Raw genomic sequence first — 14299 nt, forward strand, 5'->3', positions numbered from 1 at the left:
GCCGCTGCTGGTCGGCGCGGCGCTCTGTCCCTGTCGATTGCTGAAGTCACCGAGCGGCCCGGCGAGCGCCACGGCGGCCTGGCTGATCCACCTGGTGGCCGGCTCGGCCGGCCACGCCCGGCCCCGGCCGCCCCCGAGACGACGGCGACCGGCCCCGGTGCTCCCCCGCAGGGGCACCGGACCTCACCACCACCACATCCCGGTCGCACCATCGCAGAAGGGGGATCGTCATGAACGATCTCTTCACCTGGGCAGCCCTGGGGACCATCGCCGGCGCGAGCGCCGCCACCCTGCTGGCCACCAACGTCATCGGCGGGCTGATCGGCCCGAGCGGCGACAAGCTCCGCAAGTGGATCGCCATCGCCATCGCGTTGCTGCTGTCCTACGTGACAGCGGCGTTCGCCGACGAGGCCGGCGGCGAGAAGTGGGTCATCGCGTTCTTCAACGCGCTGGTCATCTTCTCCGCCGCGCTGGGCGTCAACCAGTTCCCGCCCGGCAACCGACAGGCGACGCCGACCCAGGTCGCGAGCGGTCGTGAGCCCCGAGTCTTCCGTTCCTGGGTCTGAGGGGTGCCGTCATGGTCTTCGGAATTCTCAGCGCAGCCGCTCACGTCGGCTTCGGCGCCCTGCTCGGCTTCCTCGCCGGTGGCCCCATCGGGCTGCTGATCGGCGCCGTCGTGGGCCTGGTGGTCGGCGCGGTCTTCGGCTGGTCGGTGGCCTCCGCCGGGGTGTACGGCTCGGACGCCCGCGGCATCTTCCTCTTCGTCGTCGACCACACCTGGAGTCTGCTCAACACTGTCGTCGGCGCGATCTACCTGACGGTGCACCTGATCTTCGGGCACTCACTGGACCGGCCCACATCACTGAACAGCGGCCGGGTCAGCGTCGTGGAGGGAGTCTCGCCCCGCTACGCCACCACCATCGGCACCGTCTGCGCCGGCTCCAGCTCCGGCATCCAGCGGCACGAGGACGTGCACATCTTCCAGGGTCGTCTGCTCGGGCCGCTCTACATCCCCCTCGTCCTGGCCAACTACGTCCTGTTCACCATCGCGCCGGTGTGGCTGCTCTACCACGACCACACCAACGCGCCGATCAACCGCTTCACCCGGTACTTCGAGATCGGCGTCTACCCGCACGTGTGGAACGAGGCCATCGCGTACCGGATCCAGGGGACGCCGCCGCGATGACCACCCACGGGCGCGGACCGATCGAGAGCGCCACCGCCGAGCTGGTCGCCTGGGTGACCAGCGCGGCGGGGGAACCGGTCCCGATCGGCCCGCCCCGCGCGTGCGACGACGCCGACGGGCTCACTCTCTGGCCCCTCGAACTGCGCCCGGCCCGGCAGACCCGCTCCAGCGGCGCGGTCCGCGAACCGTACCGGTTCACGGTCCGCCACCTGCTCTGCGTCACCGGTCCGGCCGGGTTGCCCCGGCTGGACCGGGTGCTCACCGCCGCGACCAGCGACGGCAGTTACCCGGTCGTACTGGAGGCCGGTGATCCACCGCTGTGGACGGCGTTCGGTACCGCGCCCCGACCGGCGCTGCTGATCGACGTGGCGGCGCAGGTGGACCACCCCACTCCGGCCGCGCCGCCGGTGCTGCAACCGCTGCGGTTGCGGCAACTCGACGTGCGCAGCCTCAGTGGGCGGGTCGTCGGCCCCCAGGAGCAGCCACTGGCCGCGATGCGGGTCGAGCTGCCCGCCACCGGCTCCGCCACCCGCACCGACACCGAGGGCCGGTTCCTGATCGTCGGTGTCCCGCACGACCCCGAGCACCCGAGCCCGGTCCGGCTGCGGCTGAGCGGACGCGGGCTCGTCCTCACCGCCGACGTCGACCCGGCCGAGGACGACATCGTCATCGTCTGCGCGCCACCGACCCACTGACACCCACAGGCACAGGAGGACCGATGCCCAGTTACTTCTCCCCCGGCATCTATGTCGAGGAGGTCCCCAGCGGCGCCCGACCGATCGGGCCGGCGAGCACCAGCATCGCCGCTTTCGTCGGCGTCGCCCCGGACCGCTCCGCCCACCTGGGCAAGGCGGTGCCGGTCAACAACTGGACGGAGTTCCTGCGGCTCTTCGCCAGTGGGGAGCGGGTGGAGAGCACCCCGTTGGCACGGGCGGTCTTCGGCTTCCTGGACAACGGGGGCGCCCGCTGCTGGGTGGTCAACGTCGGCGAGGGTGGCGCGATCACCGGCTCCGGGCAGCGGCGCGGGGGTCTGCAACTGCTGGAGGCCGTCGACGAGATCTCGATCATCGCCGCGCCCGGCTTCCACGACGTGGTGTCGCACGAGGCCCTGCTCAGCATGGCCGAGCGCACCCGCACCATGGTCGCGATCTGCGACCCGGCGCCGGACATCGACGACATCTCCGCGTTGACCCGGGTGGCCACGCCGTCCTCCGGCAAACCCCCCAAGCCCGCCGAGGGTACGGGCGGCGGTCCCGGCGGCGGCGCGGCCCAGCCGGGCGGCTCCGGCGGCCACGAGGGGGCCGCCTACCGGCCGCGCCAGTCCGAGTTCGGCGCGTTCTACTACCCCTGGCTGCGGGTGCGCGACCCGATCAGCGGCGAGTTGGAACTCACCCCGCCGAGCGGGCACCTGGCCGGCATCTGGGCCCGCACCGACGCCCTGCGCGGGGTGCACAAGGCGCCGGCCAACGAGCCGGTGCGCGGCGCCGTCGACCTGGGCTACCTGGTCACCCGACCGGAACACGACGTGCTCAACCCCAAGGGTGTCAACGTGATCCGCTACTTCGCCGGCGAGGGCATCCGCGTCTGGGGCGCCCGTACGCTCGCCGCCGAGGCCAGCGAGTGGCGCTACCTCAACGTCCGACGCCTCAGCATCGCCATCGAGCAGGCCATCGCCAACGGCACCCGGTGGATGGTGTTCGAGCCCAACGACTTCACCCTCTGGCGTTCGATCCGGCGCGACATCGGGGCGTTCCTCACCCGGGTGTGGCGCGACGGCGCGCTGCTGGGGCGCAGCCCGGAGGAGGCGTTCTTCGTCAAGTGCGACGAGGAGACCAACCCGCCGGACGTCCGCGACGCGGGCATGGTGATCGCCCACATCGGCATCGCGGTCGTCAAGCCCGCCGAGTTCGTGGTGTTCAAGCTGAGCCAGTGGGCCGGCGGTACCGAGACCGAGACGATCGGAGGCTGACATGCCCACCACCGCCACCCCGCAACCCGGGGCCCCGGTCGACCCGTACCGGGCGTACAACTTCCGACTGCTCATCAACGGCGTCACCAACGGCCACTTCACCGAGATGACCGGGTTGGAGGTGAACATCCCCGGGCAGCCGTACCGGGAGCACGGCCTGGGTCGGATGCGGATGGTGCCCGGCCAGGCCGAGTACGAGCCGGTGACGCTGCACTTCGGCCTCACCGCCTCCCGCGAGTTGTGGGACTGGGTGAACGCCACCGCCCAGGGCACCCTCAACCGGCGCAACGTCTCCGTGGTGCTGCTCGACTCGGTCGGGACGGCCGAGGTGCTGCGCTGGAACCTGATCGACGCCTGGCCGACCCGGTGGCGCGGGGCACACCTCAACACCCTCAGCCACGAGATCGCCATCGCCTCGCTGACCCTGCGCTACGAGGGCCTGGAGCTGGAGACCGGCGGTGCCACCGCGCCGACGCCCGCGTAGCTGGCTGGCCGGCCGACTCCGCTCGGCGGCCGTAGCGGTGCAGCGCCTCGCCGGGCGGGTCGAGCCCGCCGGCCACCTTCCGCCCCCGTCGCAGACGCCCGAGGCGGCCCGACGCCGTTTCGGAGAACCGCCGCGGCACTGGCTTGACCTGGTCGCCGCCCACGCGCCCGGGCTGCTGCACGACCTGGACCTCGACCCGTCCCCGGCCGGCAACGCCGGGGTCCGGGACGGCGGACAGGGCGAACCGACCGGTCGAATCGAGGCCGACGGTGCGGACCCGGTCGCGAACGCCAGGTCCGGCGGGCTCAGCGGGTCCGGCGGGTCCGGCAGGCTCGGCGGGCTCGGCAACGAGGGGGGTGTGGGCGGTCCCGGTGCGCGCGGGGACAACGGGCCGACCAGGTCGCGTGCCGAGGGCCGAACCGGCAGGGCGGGCCGTCCGTCGCGAGCCGGTGACCAGCCCGACGGTACGCGGACCGGTGCTGCCGGCCCGCCCGGCGACGGAACGCCCTCGTCCAACTGGGACCTGACCACCCCGCCGGCGGGATCCACCTGGCCGGACGCGTCGACCCCGCCAACCGGATCGACCTGGCCGGCGGAACCGGGCGCGGCGGTGCCTCCGGTACGGCGGACGACCCGGGTCGACACCACAGCCTTCGACGCCACGACCCACGACACCACGGCCCACGATGCCGCGACCGTCGACAGCACGGCCCTCGACGCGAGCGGGCTGCCCAGGGCGGACGGACCCCTACCGCCGGTCCGTTCCATGGTCTTCGGGCCGCACGGTTCGCCGAGCGACCGCTCGCACCGGGCTGAGGCCACCCGAACCATCTCACACCCGCGCCTGGACGCACGGCGGTCCGGCGAGGTCGACCACCGGCGTTCCACCGCGCGACGCACCACCGACCGGCTCCCGGGTGACCGCGACGGGTTCGGGGGCCACCCGGACGGTCAGCGCTGGCCCAGGGAGGACCGGAACGGGCACCCGCGTGGTGATGCGCAGGACGCGGCCTGGACGTCTCGAGGGGACTCGGCGGCTGTGCGGGGCAGCGACGGGAACGGGCCGATCCGGGGAGGGGTCGACGCATCCTGGAACGGGTGGACGGCGACGAGCGCCGGGAACCCGTTGGCCTCTGCGCGCGGTGACCTGGATCGCCTGGCGGACGGTGGACCGTGGCTGGCCCTGCCCGGTGAACCGGCGCCACCCGGGCACCCGGCCGCACGGCGCGACGCAGGGACGGCCGCGGCCGGCGGCGGACGACCGACGGGCATCGACGGGCCGCCGCCCGGCGCGGCGGCCCGGAGCGCCGACCCGTGGCCGGCACTGCCCGACGACTCCGCGCTGTGGTCGGTCGCCGGGGCGGCGCTGGACGCCGCCCAGCTGACCCGACTGGACCGGGAACAGGCGGGTGACTGATGGAACGCGTCGCCTTCCTCATCGACTCCTCCGGCGTTCGGGTGGACTGCCTGCTCAACCCGGAGACCGTGCAGGTGACCCGGCTCGCCGGCGTACGGCAGCGGGGTGCCGGCGGCGGGCAGCTCACCGGGGCCGGTCTGGCCGACGACCCGCTGGTCTTCACCGGTGGTGGCCGTACCGAGCTGGTGCTCGACCTGCTCTTCGACGTCGACTTCGTGGAGGCGCAACTGCGTCCGGCCGACGTACGGGTGCTCACCCGTCCGCTGTGGATGTTGGCGGAGAATTCCACTGCCGAACATGGCTGGCTACGACCGCCGTTGGTCCGGTTGGTCTGGGGCAAGACCTGGAACGTGCCAGGTGTGATCGTCGCGGTGGCGGAACGATTCGACGCGTTCACCGGCACCGGGTCGCCGCGGCGGTCCTGGCTGCGGCTGAAGCTTGTCCGCGCCGCCGAGACGGCCGATCAGGCCGAGGCCGGCTTCGCCGAGGAGCTGGCCGCCGCGAGCACCCCGACCGCCGCGCCGGGCAGCGCGGTGATCGCCGCCGGTGACGGCGCGGCCGAACCGGGTCGCTCCGGCGTGCGTTTCGACCTGCTGGCCAACGACGCGCTGGGCTCGCCGCTGCGCTGGCGGCTGCTGGCCGAACACAACCGGATCACTGACCCCCTGGCCGTGCCGGCCGGCACCACCCTCGCCGTGCCACCGAGCGCCGGCACCGCTCCGGTGACCGGTTTGGCGCGGGCGGTGGCGGGTGTGGTGGGCGCGGGAGCGTCGTACCTGGGCGCCTCGATCGCCAACGCGCCGTGGAACGCGCCGACCGACCCGGCCGCCGCCGCCCCGAGCGCGTCCGGCAGTCCCGGGGGTACGCCGTGACCAGCCTCGCACCCCGGGCGTTGGTCGTCCTGCTGGACGGCGTCGAGCTGGTCGGCGCGGCTCGTCAGCGGGTCCGTTCGGTGCGGGTGGCGGCCCGGCTCAACCAGCCCACCCAGGCCGAGCTGGTGCTCGCCACCACCGCCGGGACCGGCGCGTTCGACCCACCGGTACGCCCCGGCACGGCGCTCGACGTCCGGCTCGCCGACCACGCGGACGCCCTGTTCACCGGTGAGGTCACCTGCGTGGAGGTGGAGTTCGCCGCCGACGGGGCGGCGGTGCTGCGGTTGCGGGCGTACGACCCACTGCACCGGCTGCGCAAGCGGCAGGGCTTGCGGGTCTTCACCTCGGTGACCGCCGTCGAGCTGGCGCAGGAGTTGTGCGGCGCGGTGGGGCTGGCGGTGACCGCCGAGGTCGACGGCCCTCGGTTGGAGCGGCTGCTCCAGCACCGGCACAGCGACCTGGAGCTGCTGCGCGAGGTGGCCGGCCGGGCCGGGCTGCACCTGGCCGCCGACGGTGACGGTGTCCGGCTGGTCACCCTCGCCGGCTACGGGGAGCCGGTCACGTTGACGCTCGGCGCGGGGGTGCACAGCCTCCGGGTTTCCCTGAACACCGACCAGGCCAGCGGTGCCAGTGCGGCCCTGGGCTGGCACCCACAGCGGGCCGAGGTGATCAGCCAGCAGGTCGACGAGGCGCGCTGCGGCCGACCCGCCGACGACCGCCCGGACCCGGCCGACGTGGGCGCCGACGGCGTTCGCACCGCAGTGGACCAGCCCGGCCGCAGCGACGACGAGTTGGCGGCGCTGGCCCAGGCCCGACTCGACAGCCGCGCCGCGGCGCTGGCAACGGCCGAGGGGGTGGCCGAGGGCGACCCGGCGCTACGCCCGGGCCGCCGCGTCGACCTCGGCGGGGTGCCCGACCCGGTCGCCGGGACGTACGTGCTGACCGAGGTGGTGCACACGGTGGACGGCAACGGGCACCTGACCCGGTTCTCCACTGTGCCGCCGGCCACCCCGGCGACCCCGACCGGCGGCGCGGTGGTCACCCTCGGCAGCGTCACGGACGTCGCCGACCCGGACGGGCTGGGCCGGGTCCGGTTGACCCTTCCGGCGTACGGGGACCTGGACGCCGGCTGGCTGGCCGTGCTCTGCCCCGGGGCCGGGCCGGGCAAGGGCCTGGTGGCGCTCCCCGATCCGGGCGACACGGTGCTCGTGGTGCTGCCCGGCGGCGAGCCGGCCTCGGGCATCGTGCTCGGCTCACTGTTCGGCGCGGTCGAGCCGTACGACGCGGGCATCGACGACGGAAAGGCCCGCCGATGGACGATGCGCACCTCCGGCGGCCAGTCGATCGTCGTCGACGACGTACGGCGCAGCCTGCGGCTGGGCACCGAGGGCGGCAGCTTCCTGGAGCTGACCCCCGACCTGGCCACCCTGCACGCGGCGTCCGACCTGGTGATCTCCGCGCCCGGCCGGGCCATCGTGGTGCGCGCCCGCAGCGTGGACTTCCTGCACGCCGCCTCGACCGAGGACCCGACCACCGCGGCGGAGCAGGCCCGAACGCTTGCCCGCGCCCACCACGAAGGAGGCGGCTGATGCGCTGGATCCACCGGGACTCCGTGATCACCTGCGATCACGACGGCCGGGTCGAGAACCGACCCTCGCGGGAGTGGGTGACCGTCACCGGTGTGCCCGTGCTCGTCGACGACGACCCGGAGGGACGCAAGATAGTCGCCTGCCCGAACTACGGCCCGACCATCAAGCCGTGCACCACGACACTCACCGTGCGCGTCGGTTACAGCGACTGGGTTCGCGTCGACGGGCACCGGGTGGTGCTGTCGCACCTGGAGGGGTTCACCAACGGCACACCACCGGGGCTGGTCAAGCACACGGTGCGCGACCCCCGCCAGCAGTTTCTGGGGGCGGACCGATGAGGGCGTTCCGCTTCGTCGGCGCCGGCTTCGACGCCGGCCGGACCGGCGGGTTGGCGCTCACCGCGGCCGGCGGCCTGGCGATGACCGATGGCGACGAGAGCGTACGGCAGGCGCTGTTCCTGCTCCTGTCGACCACGCCGGGCGAGCGGCTGATGCGACCCGGGTACGGCTCCCGGCTGCACCGGTTGGTCTTCGCGCCCAACGACGACACCACCGCCGGTCTGGCGATTCACTACGTCCGGCAGGCCATCGCCCGGTGGGAGCCCCGGGTCGAGGTGATCGACGTGGACGCCGGGCCGGACCCCGACGACGCGTGGCGCCTGGTGATCCGGTTGGACTACCGGGTGCGGGCCAGCCTGACACCCGGACAACTGGTCTTCTCCGTGGATCTGCTCCCCGTCGACGAGCCCGCTGAGGGAGGAGCGTCATGACGCTGCCCGTGCCGCACCTGGACGATCGCGGTTTCCTCGACCTGGTCACCGAGGCCCGGGAACGGATCCGGCAGTCCTGCCCGGCGTGGACCGACCTGTCGGCGCACGACCCCGGCATGGCGCTGGTGGAGACGTTCGCACACCTCACCGAGGTGATGATCTACCGGTTGAACCAGTTGCCGGAGAAGGCGTACGTCTCGTTTCTGAACCTGCTCGGGGTCACCCGCCACGCGCCGACAGCGGCCTGGGCGGACGTCCGGTTCACCCGTACCGGCACCGACCGCGGTGCGGTCCGGATCCCGGCCGGGCTGCGGGTCGCCGCGGCTCGGGGCGCGGACCCCCGGCCGGTCGTGTTCGTCACCACCGAGCCGACGCTGCTGCCCGCCAACGAGACGTCGGTGACGGTACGGATGCACCACTGCGAACCGGTCGAGGCGGAGCTGCTCGGGGTGGGCACCGGCCAGCCGGGGCAGGTGCTGCGCGCGACCCACGCGCCGCTGACACGCACCGCCGAGGCGCTGGACCTGCTGCTCGGGGTGGAGGTGGCGGCCGGCACCGTCGAGCTGGGCGCGGCGGCCCGCGAGCACGACGGCCGCACGTTCGAGATCTGGCAGCCGGTCGACAGCTTCGCCGGGCTCGGTCCGCAGGCCAAGGCGTACCTGGTCGACCGGTGCTCCGGCACTGTCATCTTCGCCCCGGCCCTCGACCTGCGACCACCCGCCCTGACGATCCCGCACGGCGAGGCCACCGCCGACGCGGCCGCACCGACGAGCACCGCGCCGCCGGTGACCGTCGCGGCGGTGCCACCGGCCGGACGGCAGATCCGGCTCTGGTACCGCGCCGGTGGCGGGCCGACCGGCAACGTGGCGGCGGGCACGCTGACCAGCCTGCGCGACCCCCTACCCGGGGTACGCGTGGACAACCCCACGCCAGCGGCCGGCGGCCGGGAGATGGAGGCACTGGAGTCGGTGCTCCTGCGCGGCCCGTACGAGTTCTTCGCCCAGCAACGGGCGGTCACCGCCCGCGACTTCGAGGTCCTCGCGACCAGCTCCGGCGCGGTGGCGCGGGCGCGGGCGTTCACCCGCGCGGCGGTGTACAGCTTCGCCCGGCCGGGCGAGGTCGAGGTGGTGCTGGTGCCGTACGTGCCGGAGGCGGCCCGACCGGGCGGGCGGCTGCCGGTGGCGGTGCTGCGCGAGCACGAGGTGCCCGAGGCGCGCCACCGGGTCGAGTCGGACCTGGAGGAACGCCGGATGGTCGGCATTCGCTCCCGGGCCACCTGGGCACGGTTCAAGGCGGTGTCCGTGCGGGCCCGGGTGGTGGTCCGCCGGGAGGAGGACGTGGACGCGGTCCGTCGCCGCATCCACGACCGGCTGCACCAGACGTTGAGTCCGCTGCCCACCGCGCTCAACCCGACCGGCTGGCCGTTCGGCGAGCCACTGCGGGCGTCCAACGTGTACCGGCTGCTGGAGCACGCCGAGCCGGGGGTGCGCTACGTCGAGTCGGTGCGGTTCGTGGTCGACGAGGCCCCCGACGCCGACGTCCGCGCCCTCGCCGTGGACCAGTACCAGCCGCGCACCTGGTACGCCGGGCGCGGCCCGGTGCTGTTCCGCTCCAGCAACGGCGGCGCGGGTTGGGAACCGGCCGGTCGCTTCGACGACGAGACGGTGCTGCGGGTGGCGCCCGCGCCCGCGCCGGTACGGCCGGGCATCGTCGCTCGTCCCGGCTCGGTGGCCGTGGTGACGCTGCGCGCCTCGGGCGGCTCCCGGGTGCACCTGAGCACCGACCTGGGCGAGACGTGGTCGCTGCTCACCGACCTGGACTCGCGGATCTCCGACGTGGCCTGGCTGGACCGCGACGGCGCGGGCGCGCTGCTGGTGGCCACCGACACCGGCCTGTACGAGGTGTCGCTGCTGCCCGGGGCGGTGCCGTTGCAGATCCTGGTCGACCCGTCCGACGCCGACCGGGGCTTCTACGCGGTCCGCACGTTCGTGTCCGAGCGTGGTGCGCCGGGGGTGGCGGTGGCGGCGCAGGCCAGCTTCGGGGTGTACCTGTCGACAACCGGCGGCCGACCCGGCAGTTTCACCCACGTCGGCCTGGCCAACGTGGACAACCGGGTCCTCGCCGTGCAGTACGACGGCCCGGCCACCCTGCTCTGGAGCGGCGCGGGTGAGCCGGATCCGAAGAAGCCCGGGCAGGGCTGCCACCGCACCCGGCTGTTCGAGTCGGATGTGAAGTGGCAGTCGATGCAGAGCGGGTGGATCGGCGGCACCTGCCGGGACCTCGCGTTCGTCGGTCAGCAGGCGGTGGCGGCCACGCAGAGCGGTGGGGTGCTGCGGCTGGACACCCTCGCCGCCCAGCCGCAGTGGCAGGCGGTGTCGGTCAACTGCGGGTTGCCGTTGCGGGACCGGACCCGGTTCGTGCCGGTCGACGCCATCGCGGTGAGCGGCCCGACAGCCGGCGGCGCAGCGGCCGGCGGCGCGACGCCCGGCGGCACCGGCACGGCGGAGCGGCTGATCCTGGCCAGCGGCGAACGCGGCGTACACCGCAGCGCCGACGCCGTCACCTGGACGCCCAGCGCCAACCAGGCCACCGCCGACGTGGTGACCGTCCCCGATACCTGGCTGCTCTGCTCCGGCGAGCACGACATCGAGGTGGTGCGCCAGGATGCGACGTTCGGCGATTGAACGGCTGCTGCCCGCCGCCTACCAGCGGGCCTGCGTGCCCGGCAGCGTGCTCTGGGCGCTGCTGGACGTGATGGAAGGGCTGCACGCCCCGGACGAGGCGATCCTCGCCGAGGTGGACGCGCTGTTCGACCCGTACCGGGCGCCGGACGGGCTGGTCGTGCGGTTGACCCGCTGGGTGGCGATGGATCACGTGGTGGCCTCGCCCCGGCCGGACACCCCGCTGCCGCTGCCGGTGGGTCGGCTGCGCGACCTGGTGGCCAACGCCGCCCTGCTGGCCCGCTGGCGCGGCACCCCGTACGGGATTCGCCGGGCCCTGGAGTTGGCCACCGGGATGTCGGGCTTCGCCATCGACGAGCCTCCCGAGCGGGCCTTCCACGTCGTGGTGCGGGTGCCGGTCGCCGCCGCCGGTCAGCTCGCCGTGATCACCCGCATCGTCGAGGCGGAGAAACCTGCCTCGGCCACTGTCGAGATCGTCCTGGAAGAGGAGTCGTCATGACCACCGAGTGGGCGGTCGTCGCCGCCGCCGAGCAGTTCACCCTCGACCCGCGCAACAGCGGCGAGCTGACCTTCACCGTCTCCAACCCGGGCAACGCGCCGGACACCGTGGTGTTCGACGTGGCACCCGGTGACGGCTCGCAGCGGGCCTGGTTCACCGTCGCCGAACCCCAACGCGTGGTACCCGGGCAGGGCTCGGTGTCGTTCCTGGTCAAGCTCGCGGTGCCGGCTGGCACCGCGCCCCGGCGCTACGACATGACCGGGTTCGCGTACTCGGCCAACACCGCGCCGGAGGAGAGTTCCCGATCCAGCGGCCGGGTCACGTACGAGGTGCGGGCGGTCGCGCCGCCACGGCGTACCCCGTGGTTGTGGATCGCCGCCGCGGCGGCGTTGGTGCTGGTGGTGGTCGCCGTGGGGGTGGTGTTGCTGACCCGCGACGGCGAGCCGACCCCCGGCGAGCCGCGGGTGGTCACCGTCGAGGCGGAGAGCCTGGTGGAGGGCGCGCTGGTGGAGTCTCCGAAGAAGAGCGCCGCGAAGGTGGAGGCGCAAACCAACTGCTGCGGGGTGACCTGGTCCGGCGACAAGCAGTTGTTCTTCCAGGGGTTGGCCATCGGCGACAAGGTCACCGTGACGGTGCAGATCCCGGCCGACGGCACCTGGCGTTTCGCCACCGTACGTACGACCTCCCTCGACTACGCCAACACCGTCTTCGTCATCGACGGCCGCCAGGTCGGCGGGACGTTCCTCGGCTTCACCCCGACGGTGCGGAAGACGGAGTTCCTGGACGTCGGCACGGTCCAACTCACCAAGGGCCCTCACCAGGTCACGCTCCTGGTGGTCGGCAAGACGCAGGGCACGAACCGCTACTTCGCGGGCGTCGACGAGATCCGGTTCACTGAGATCGTGGCGCAGGCCGTGGCGCGATGAGTGGACGGCAGAAGGCGCTGCTGGGGCTGTTCGCCGTCCTGCTGGTGGCGCTGTTCGTGGTAGCGGTCGGGACGGGCCGCGACGACCGGGGTGATCCGGGGGCCCGGCACGGGTTCGTCGACCGGTTGGGCGCGCTCGGCGGCGAGCGTTCCGCCGTGGATCCGCTGACGGTCAGCGCCGACTGCGCCGACGAGACGGGCCGACTGGCGTTCTCCGGCAGTTGCGTGGTGCGGGTGGCGGACCCCGGCGGGCTGCGCACCCTTGTGCTGCGCAGCGCGGCACGGTTCACGGTCGTCGCCCCGGCGCCCGGCGACGCCGACCTCACCATCCGCGACGAGGTCGAGCCGGCCGCGGACGGCACCGGCGCGGTGGCGAAGATCGCCGTCGACCAGGCCACCGAGGTGGGCCTGGTCTGCCCCGGCCTGGGCGGCTGCACGGTCGTCGTGGCCACGTCCTGAGTCGACAGGGACCGAGAGGAAGGTGCCGCCGTGGGTGACCTGCGCAAGCCGTTCCTGCTGATGGCCATGCTCGCCATCGTCCTGGCGATCGGGGTGGAGCTCGGCGCTGGGCTGCTGCTCGGCGGCGCCGACGCCGGCGCGGCCCTCGCCGACAGCGCCGGCGCGCTGGACGTGGAGCTCGACGACGTGTCCGGGGTCAGCGAACCGTCCGGTCGGGGCACCGGCTACCTGGCGCTGATCGACGCGGTGGCGGTCTGGAGCACCGGGCTGTTCTGCCTGGGGCTGCTGCTGCCCGAGCGCGTCCAGGGTCGGGTGCAGGGCGTCGCCAGCCTGATCTTCTCGATCATCCTGATCATCGTCGGGTTGGTCGCGCTGGTCGTCGCGTTCGTCGAGCTGATGATCATGGTGTCGCTGTTCCTGGCCGTCCCGTTCGGCACCCTGGCCTACCTGGCGCTGTGGGGGTTCTTCCCGGTCGGTGAGGCGGCGGTGCTGCTCGGGCTGGTGCTGCTGCTCAAGCTGGTGTGGGCCGGGATGCTGGTGCTGGCCCAACCGCGTTTCCTGCAGAACAAGGGCCTCGTCCTGCTGATCCTCACCACCCTGCTGTGCACTGTCGTGCTGGAGTTCCTGCACAACCTGGTGCCGGTGATCCTGGTCAGCATCGTCGACGACGTGGCGGCGCTGGTCTTCGCGATCATCGCGATCATCTGGGGCCTGGTGCTGTTGATCGGCTCCATCCCGGCGATCGTCAAGGCCATCCGGGTAACGGCCGCCCTTCCGAGCCGTTGACCTTTGCGGTATCGGCAGCGCCTGGGTCGATTGTCTGTGACCCTGACGGCGTGGACGAGACGCCGGGCCGCGACGCCGTGGAGCTGCGCGTGCACGGCATCTCCGGCGTCACCGCCGAGCGGATCCTCGACCACCCGATCGTGACCCGGGTCGCCGGGAACACGCATGCGGGCTTCTTCCGGCCCCGGCCTGGCAGCGGCACCGCCGGCGGAGCCACCGACGGGGTTGCCGTCGAGGCGTACCGCTGGGGTTCGCTGACCGCCGGCGCGGCGGTACGGACGGCCTCGATGTTGCTGCTGCTGCCCTTCATGTTGAGCAACCTGGCGATCTGGCTCCGGCCGGCGGGGCACGACAGGTGGGGGCTGCTCGGCCTGCTGTGCCGGGTGCTCGCCGGCACCCTCACGGCCACGTTCGTGCTGGCGGCGGTGGGCGTCACACTCGACCTGGTCGGCTGGCAGTGCGTGCCGTACCCCGGGTGCCGGGCCAGCCGCCCCTACCTGGCCTGGCTGCACACCCTCCCGACCGGGCCCCGGCTGGCCCTGCTGTCGATCGTTCCCCTGCTGGCGCTGTGCACTGACGCAGCTCGCGCCGTACGTCACCCCGAACTTCGGGTTCTACCGGATCGACACCGCGCTGGTGGTGCCCCAGGTCGACCCGGACACC

Annotated in this window: 15 protein-coding genes and 1 pseudogene; all 16 read left to right on the plus strand. The window is 73.4% G+C overall.

Annotated features, from left to right (window positions below; all coding sequences use genetic code 11):
- Positions 1-230: 230 nt before the first annotated feature.
- The gene (locus tag ABZ749_RS14200; protein WP_355007395.1) at positions 231-566 is read left to right on the plus strand and encodes a hypothetical protein; all 336 of its coding nucleotides are present in this window, start codon (positions 231-233) and stop codon (positions 564-566) included.
- A gap of 11 nt (positions 567-577) precedes the next feature.
- Positions 578-1186 carry a glycine zipper family protein gene (locus tag ABZ749_RS14205; RefSeq protein WP_355007394.1) on the plus strand — a complete coding sequence of 203 codons (609 nt, stop codon included), beginning with the start codon at positions 578-580 and terminating at the stop codon, positions 1184-1186.
- Entirely contained in the window at positions 1183-1881 is a 699-nt protein-coding gene (locus ABZ749_RS14210; protein ID WP_357227504.1) for a carboxypeptidase regulatory-like domain-containing protein, read from the plus strand. Before ABZ749_RS14205 ends, ABZ749_RS14210 begins: the two co-directional genes overlap by 4 nt.
- Before the next feature lie 23 nt (positions 1882-1904).
- A complete protein-coding gene (locus ABZ749_RS14215; protein ID WP_357199243.1) occupies positions 1905-3155 on the plus strand; it encodes a phage tail sheath subtilisin-like domain-containing protein in 1251 nt (416 codons plus the stop codon).
- A 1-nt stretch (position 3156) separates the two neighbouring features.
- Positions 3157-3639, plus strand: a complete 483-nt coding sequence (locus ABZ749_RS14220) for a phage tail protein (RefSeq protein ID WP_030327509.1) — start codon at positions 3157-3159, stop codon at positions 3637-3639.
- Entirely contained in the window at positions 3614-5056 is a 1443-nt protein-coding gene (locus ABZ749_RS14225) for a hypothetical protein (RefSeq protein WP_357227507.1), read from the plus strand. Before ABZ749_RS14220 ends, ABZ749_RS14225 begins: the two co-directional genes overlap by 26 nt.
- Entirely contained in the window at positions 5056-5928 is an 873-nt protein-coding gene (locus ABZ749_RS14230; protein ID WP_357227510.1) for a hypothetical protein, read from the plus strand. The genes ABZ749_RS14225 and ABZ749_RS14230 overlap by 1 nt, the downstream gene beginning before the upstream one ends.
- Positions 5925-7517 carry a contractile injection system protein, VgrG/Pvc8 family gene (locus ABZ749_RS14235; RefSeq protein ID WP_357227512.1) on the plus strand — a complete coding sequence of 531 codons (1593 nt, stop codon included), beginning with the start codon at positions 5925-5927 and terminating at the stop codon, positions 7515-7517. The genes ABZ749_RS14230 and ABZ749_RS14235 overlap by 4 nt, the downstream gene beginning before the upstream one ends.
- A complete protein-coding gene (locus tag ABZ749_RS14240; RefSeq protein ID WP_355007388.1) occupies positions 7517-7855 on the plus strand; it encodes a hypothetical protein in 339 nt (112 codons plus the stop codon). Before ABZ749_RS14235 ends, ABZ749_RS14240 begins: the two co-directional genes overlap by 1 nt.
- A complete protein-coding gene (locus ABZ749_RS14245) occupies positions 7852-8286 on the plus strand; it encodes a GPW/gp25 family protein (RefSeq protein ID WP_357199255.1) in 435 nt (144 codons plus the stop codon). Before ABZ749_RS14240 ends, ABZ749_RS14245 begins: the two co-directional genes overlap by 4 nt.
- Entirely contained in the window at positions 8283-10970 is a 2688-nt protein-coding gene (locus tag ABZ749_RS14250; RefSeq protein ID WP_357227514.1) for a putative baseplate assembly protein, read from the plus strand. The genes ABZ749_RS14245 and ABZ749_RS14250 overlap by 4 nt, the downstream gene beginning before the upstream one ends.
- A complete protein-coding gene (locus ABZ749_RS14255; RefSeq protein WP_357227517.1) occupies positions 10951-11466 on the plus strand; it encodes a phage tail protein in 516 nt (171 codons plus the stop codon). The genes ABZ749_RS14250 and ABZ749_RS14255 overlap by 20 nt, the downstream gene beginning before the upstream one ends.
- On the plus strand, positions 11463-12392 hold the full coding sequence (locus ABZ749_RS14260; protein WP_357227520.1) for a hypothetical protein: 930 nt from the start codon (positions 11463-11465) through the stop codon (positions 12390-12392). Before ABZ749_RS14255 ends, ABZ749_RS14260 begins: the two co-directional genes overlap by 4 nt.
- Positions 12389-12850 (plus strand): hypothetical protein, encoded by a 462-nt coding sequence (locus ABZ749_RS14265; protein WP_357227523.1) that lies wholly within the window; start codon positions 12389-12391, stop codon positions 12848-12850. The genes ABZ749_RS14260 and ABZ749_RS14265 overlap by 4 nt, the downstream gene beginning before the upstream one ends.
- Positions 12851-12880: 30 nt before the next feature.
- The gene (locus ABZ749_RS14270; RefSeq protein WP_357227526.1) at positions 12881-13636 is read left to right on the plus strand and encodes a hypothetical protein; all 756 of its coding nucleotides are present in this window, start codon (positions 12881-12883) and stop codon (positions 13634-13636) included.
- A 50-nt stretch (positions 13637-13686) separates the two neighbouring features.
- Positions 13687-14299, plus strand: a pseudogene (locus ABZ749_RS14275) (hypothetical protein); the annotation flags it as partial.

Source organism: Micromonospora sp. NPDC047753 (assembly GCF_040642735.1).
Taxonomy (GTDB): domain Bacteria; phylum Actinomycetota; class Actinomycetes; order Mycobacteriales; family Micromonosporaceae; genus Micromonospora.

What these genes read in the sequence shown, in the direction of transcription:
- ABZ749_RS14200 (WP_355007395.1), top strand. Translation starts at nt 231, where the DNA reads ATGAACGATCTCTTCACCTGGGCAGCCCTGGGGACCATCGCCGGCGCG.
- ABZ749_RS14205 (WP_355007394.1), top strand. Translation starts at nt 578, where the DNA reads ATGGTCTTCGGAATTCTCAGCGCAGCCGCTCACGTCGGCTTCGGCGCC.
- ABZ749_RS14210 (WP_357227504.1), top strand. Translation starts at nt 1,183, where the DNA reads ATGACCACCCACGGGCGCGGACCGATCGAGAGCGCCACCGCCGAGCTG.
- ABZ749_RS14215 (WP_357199243.1), top strand. Translation starts at nt 1,905, where the DNA reads ATGCCCAGTTACTTCTCCCCCGGCATCTATGTCGAGGAGGTCCCCAGC.
- ABZ749_RS14220 (WP_030327509.1), top strand. Translation starts at nt 3,157, where the DNA reads ATGCCCACCACCGCCACCCCGCAACCCGGGGCCCCGGTCGACCCGTAC.
- ABZ749_RS14230 (WP_357227510.1), top strand. Translation starts at nt 5,056, where the DNA reads ATGGAACGCGTCGCCTTCCTCATCGACTCCTCCGGCGTTCGGGTGGAC.
- ABZ749_RS14240 (WP_355007388.1), top strand. Translation starts at nt 7,517, where the DNA reads ATGCGCTGGATCCACCGGGACTCCGTGATCACCTGCGATCACGACGGC.
- ABZ749_RS14245 (WP_357199255.1), top strand. Translation starts at nt 7,852, where the DNA reads ATGAGGGCGTTCCGCTTCGTCGGCGCCGGCTTCGACGCCGGCCGGACC.
- ABZ749_RS14250 (WP_357227514.1), top strand. Translation starts at nt 8,283, where the DNA reads ATGACGCTGCCCGTGCCGCACCTGGACGATCGCGGTTTCCTCGACCTG.
- ABZ749_RS14255 (WP_357227517.1), top strand. Translation starts at nt 10,951, where the DNA reads ATGCGACGTTCGGCGATTGAACGGCTGCTGCCCGCCGCCTACCAGCGG.
- ABZ749_RS14260 (WP_357227520.1), top strand. Translation starts at nt 11,463, where the DNA reads ATGACCACCGAGTGGGCGGTCGTCGCCGCCGCCGAGCAGTTCACCCTC.
- ABZ749_RS14265 (WP_357227523.1), top strand. Translation starts at nt 12,389, where the DNA reads ATGAGTGGACGGCAGAAGGCGCTGCTGGGGCTGTTCGCCGTCCTGCTG.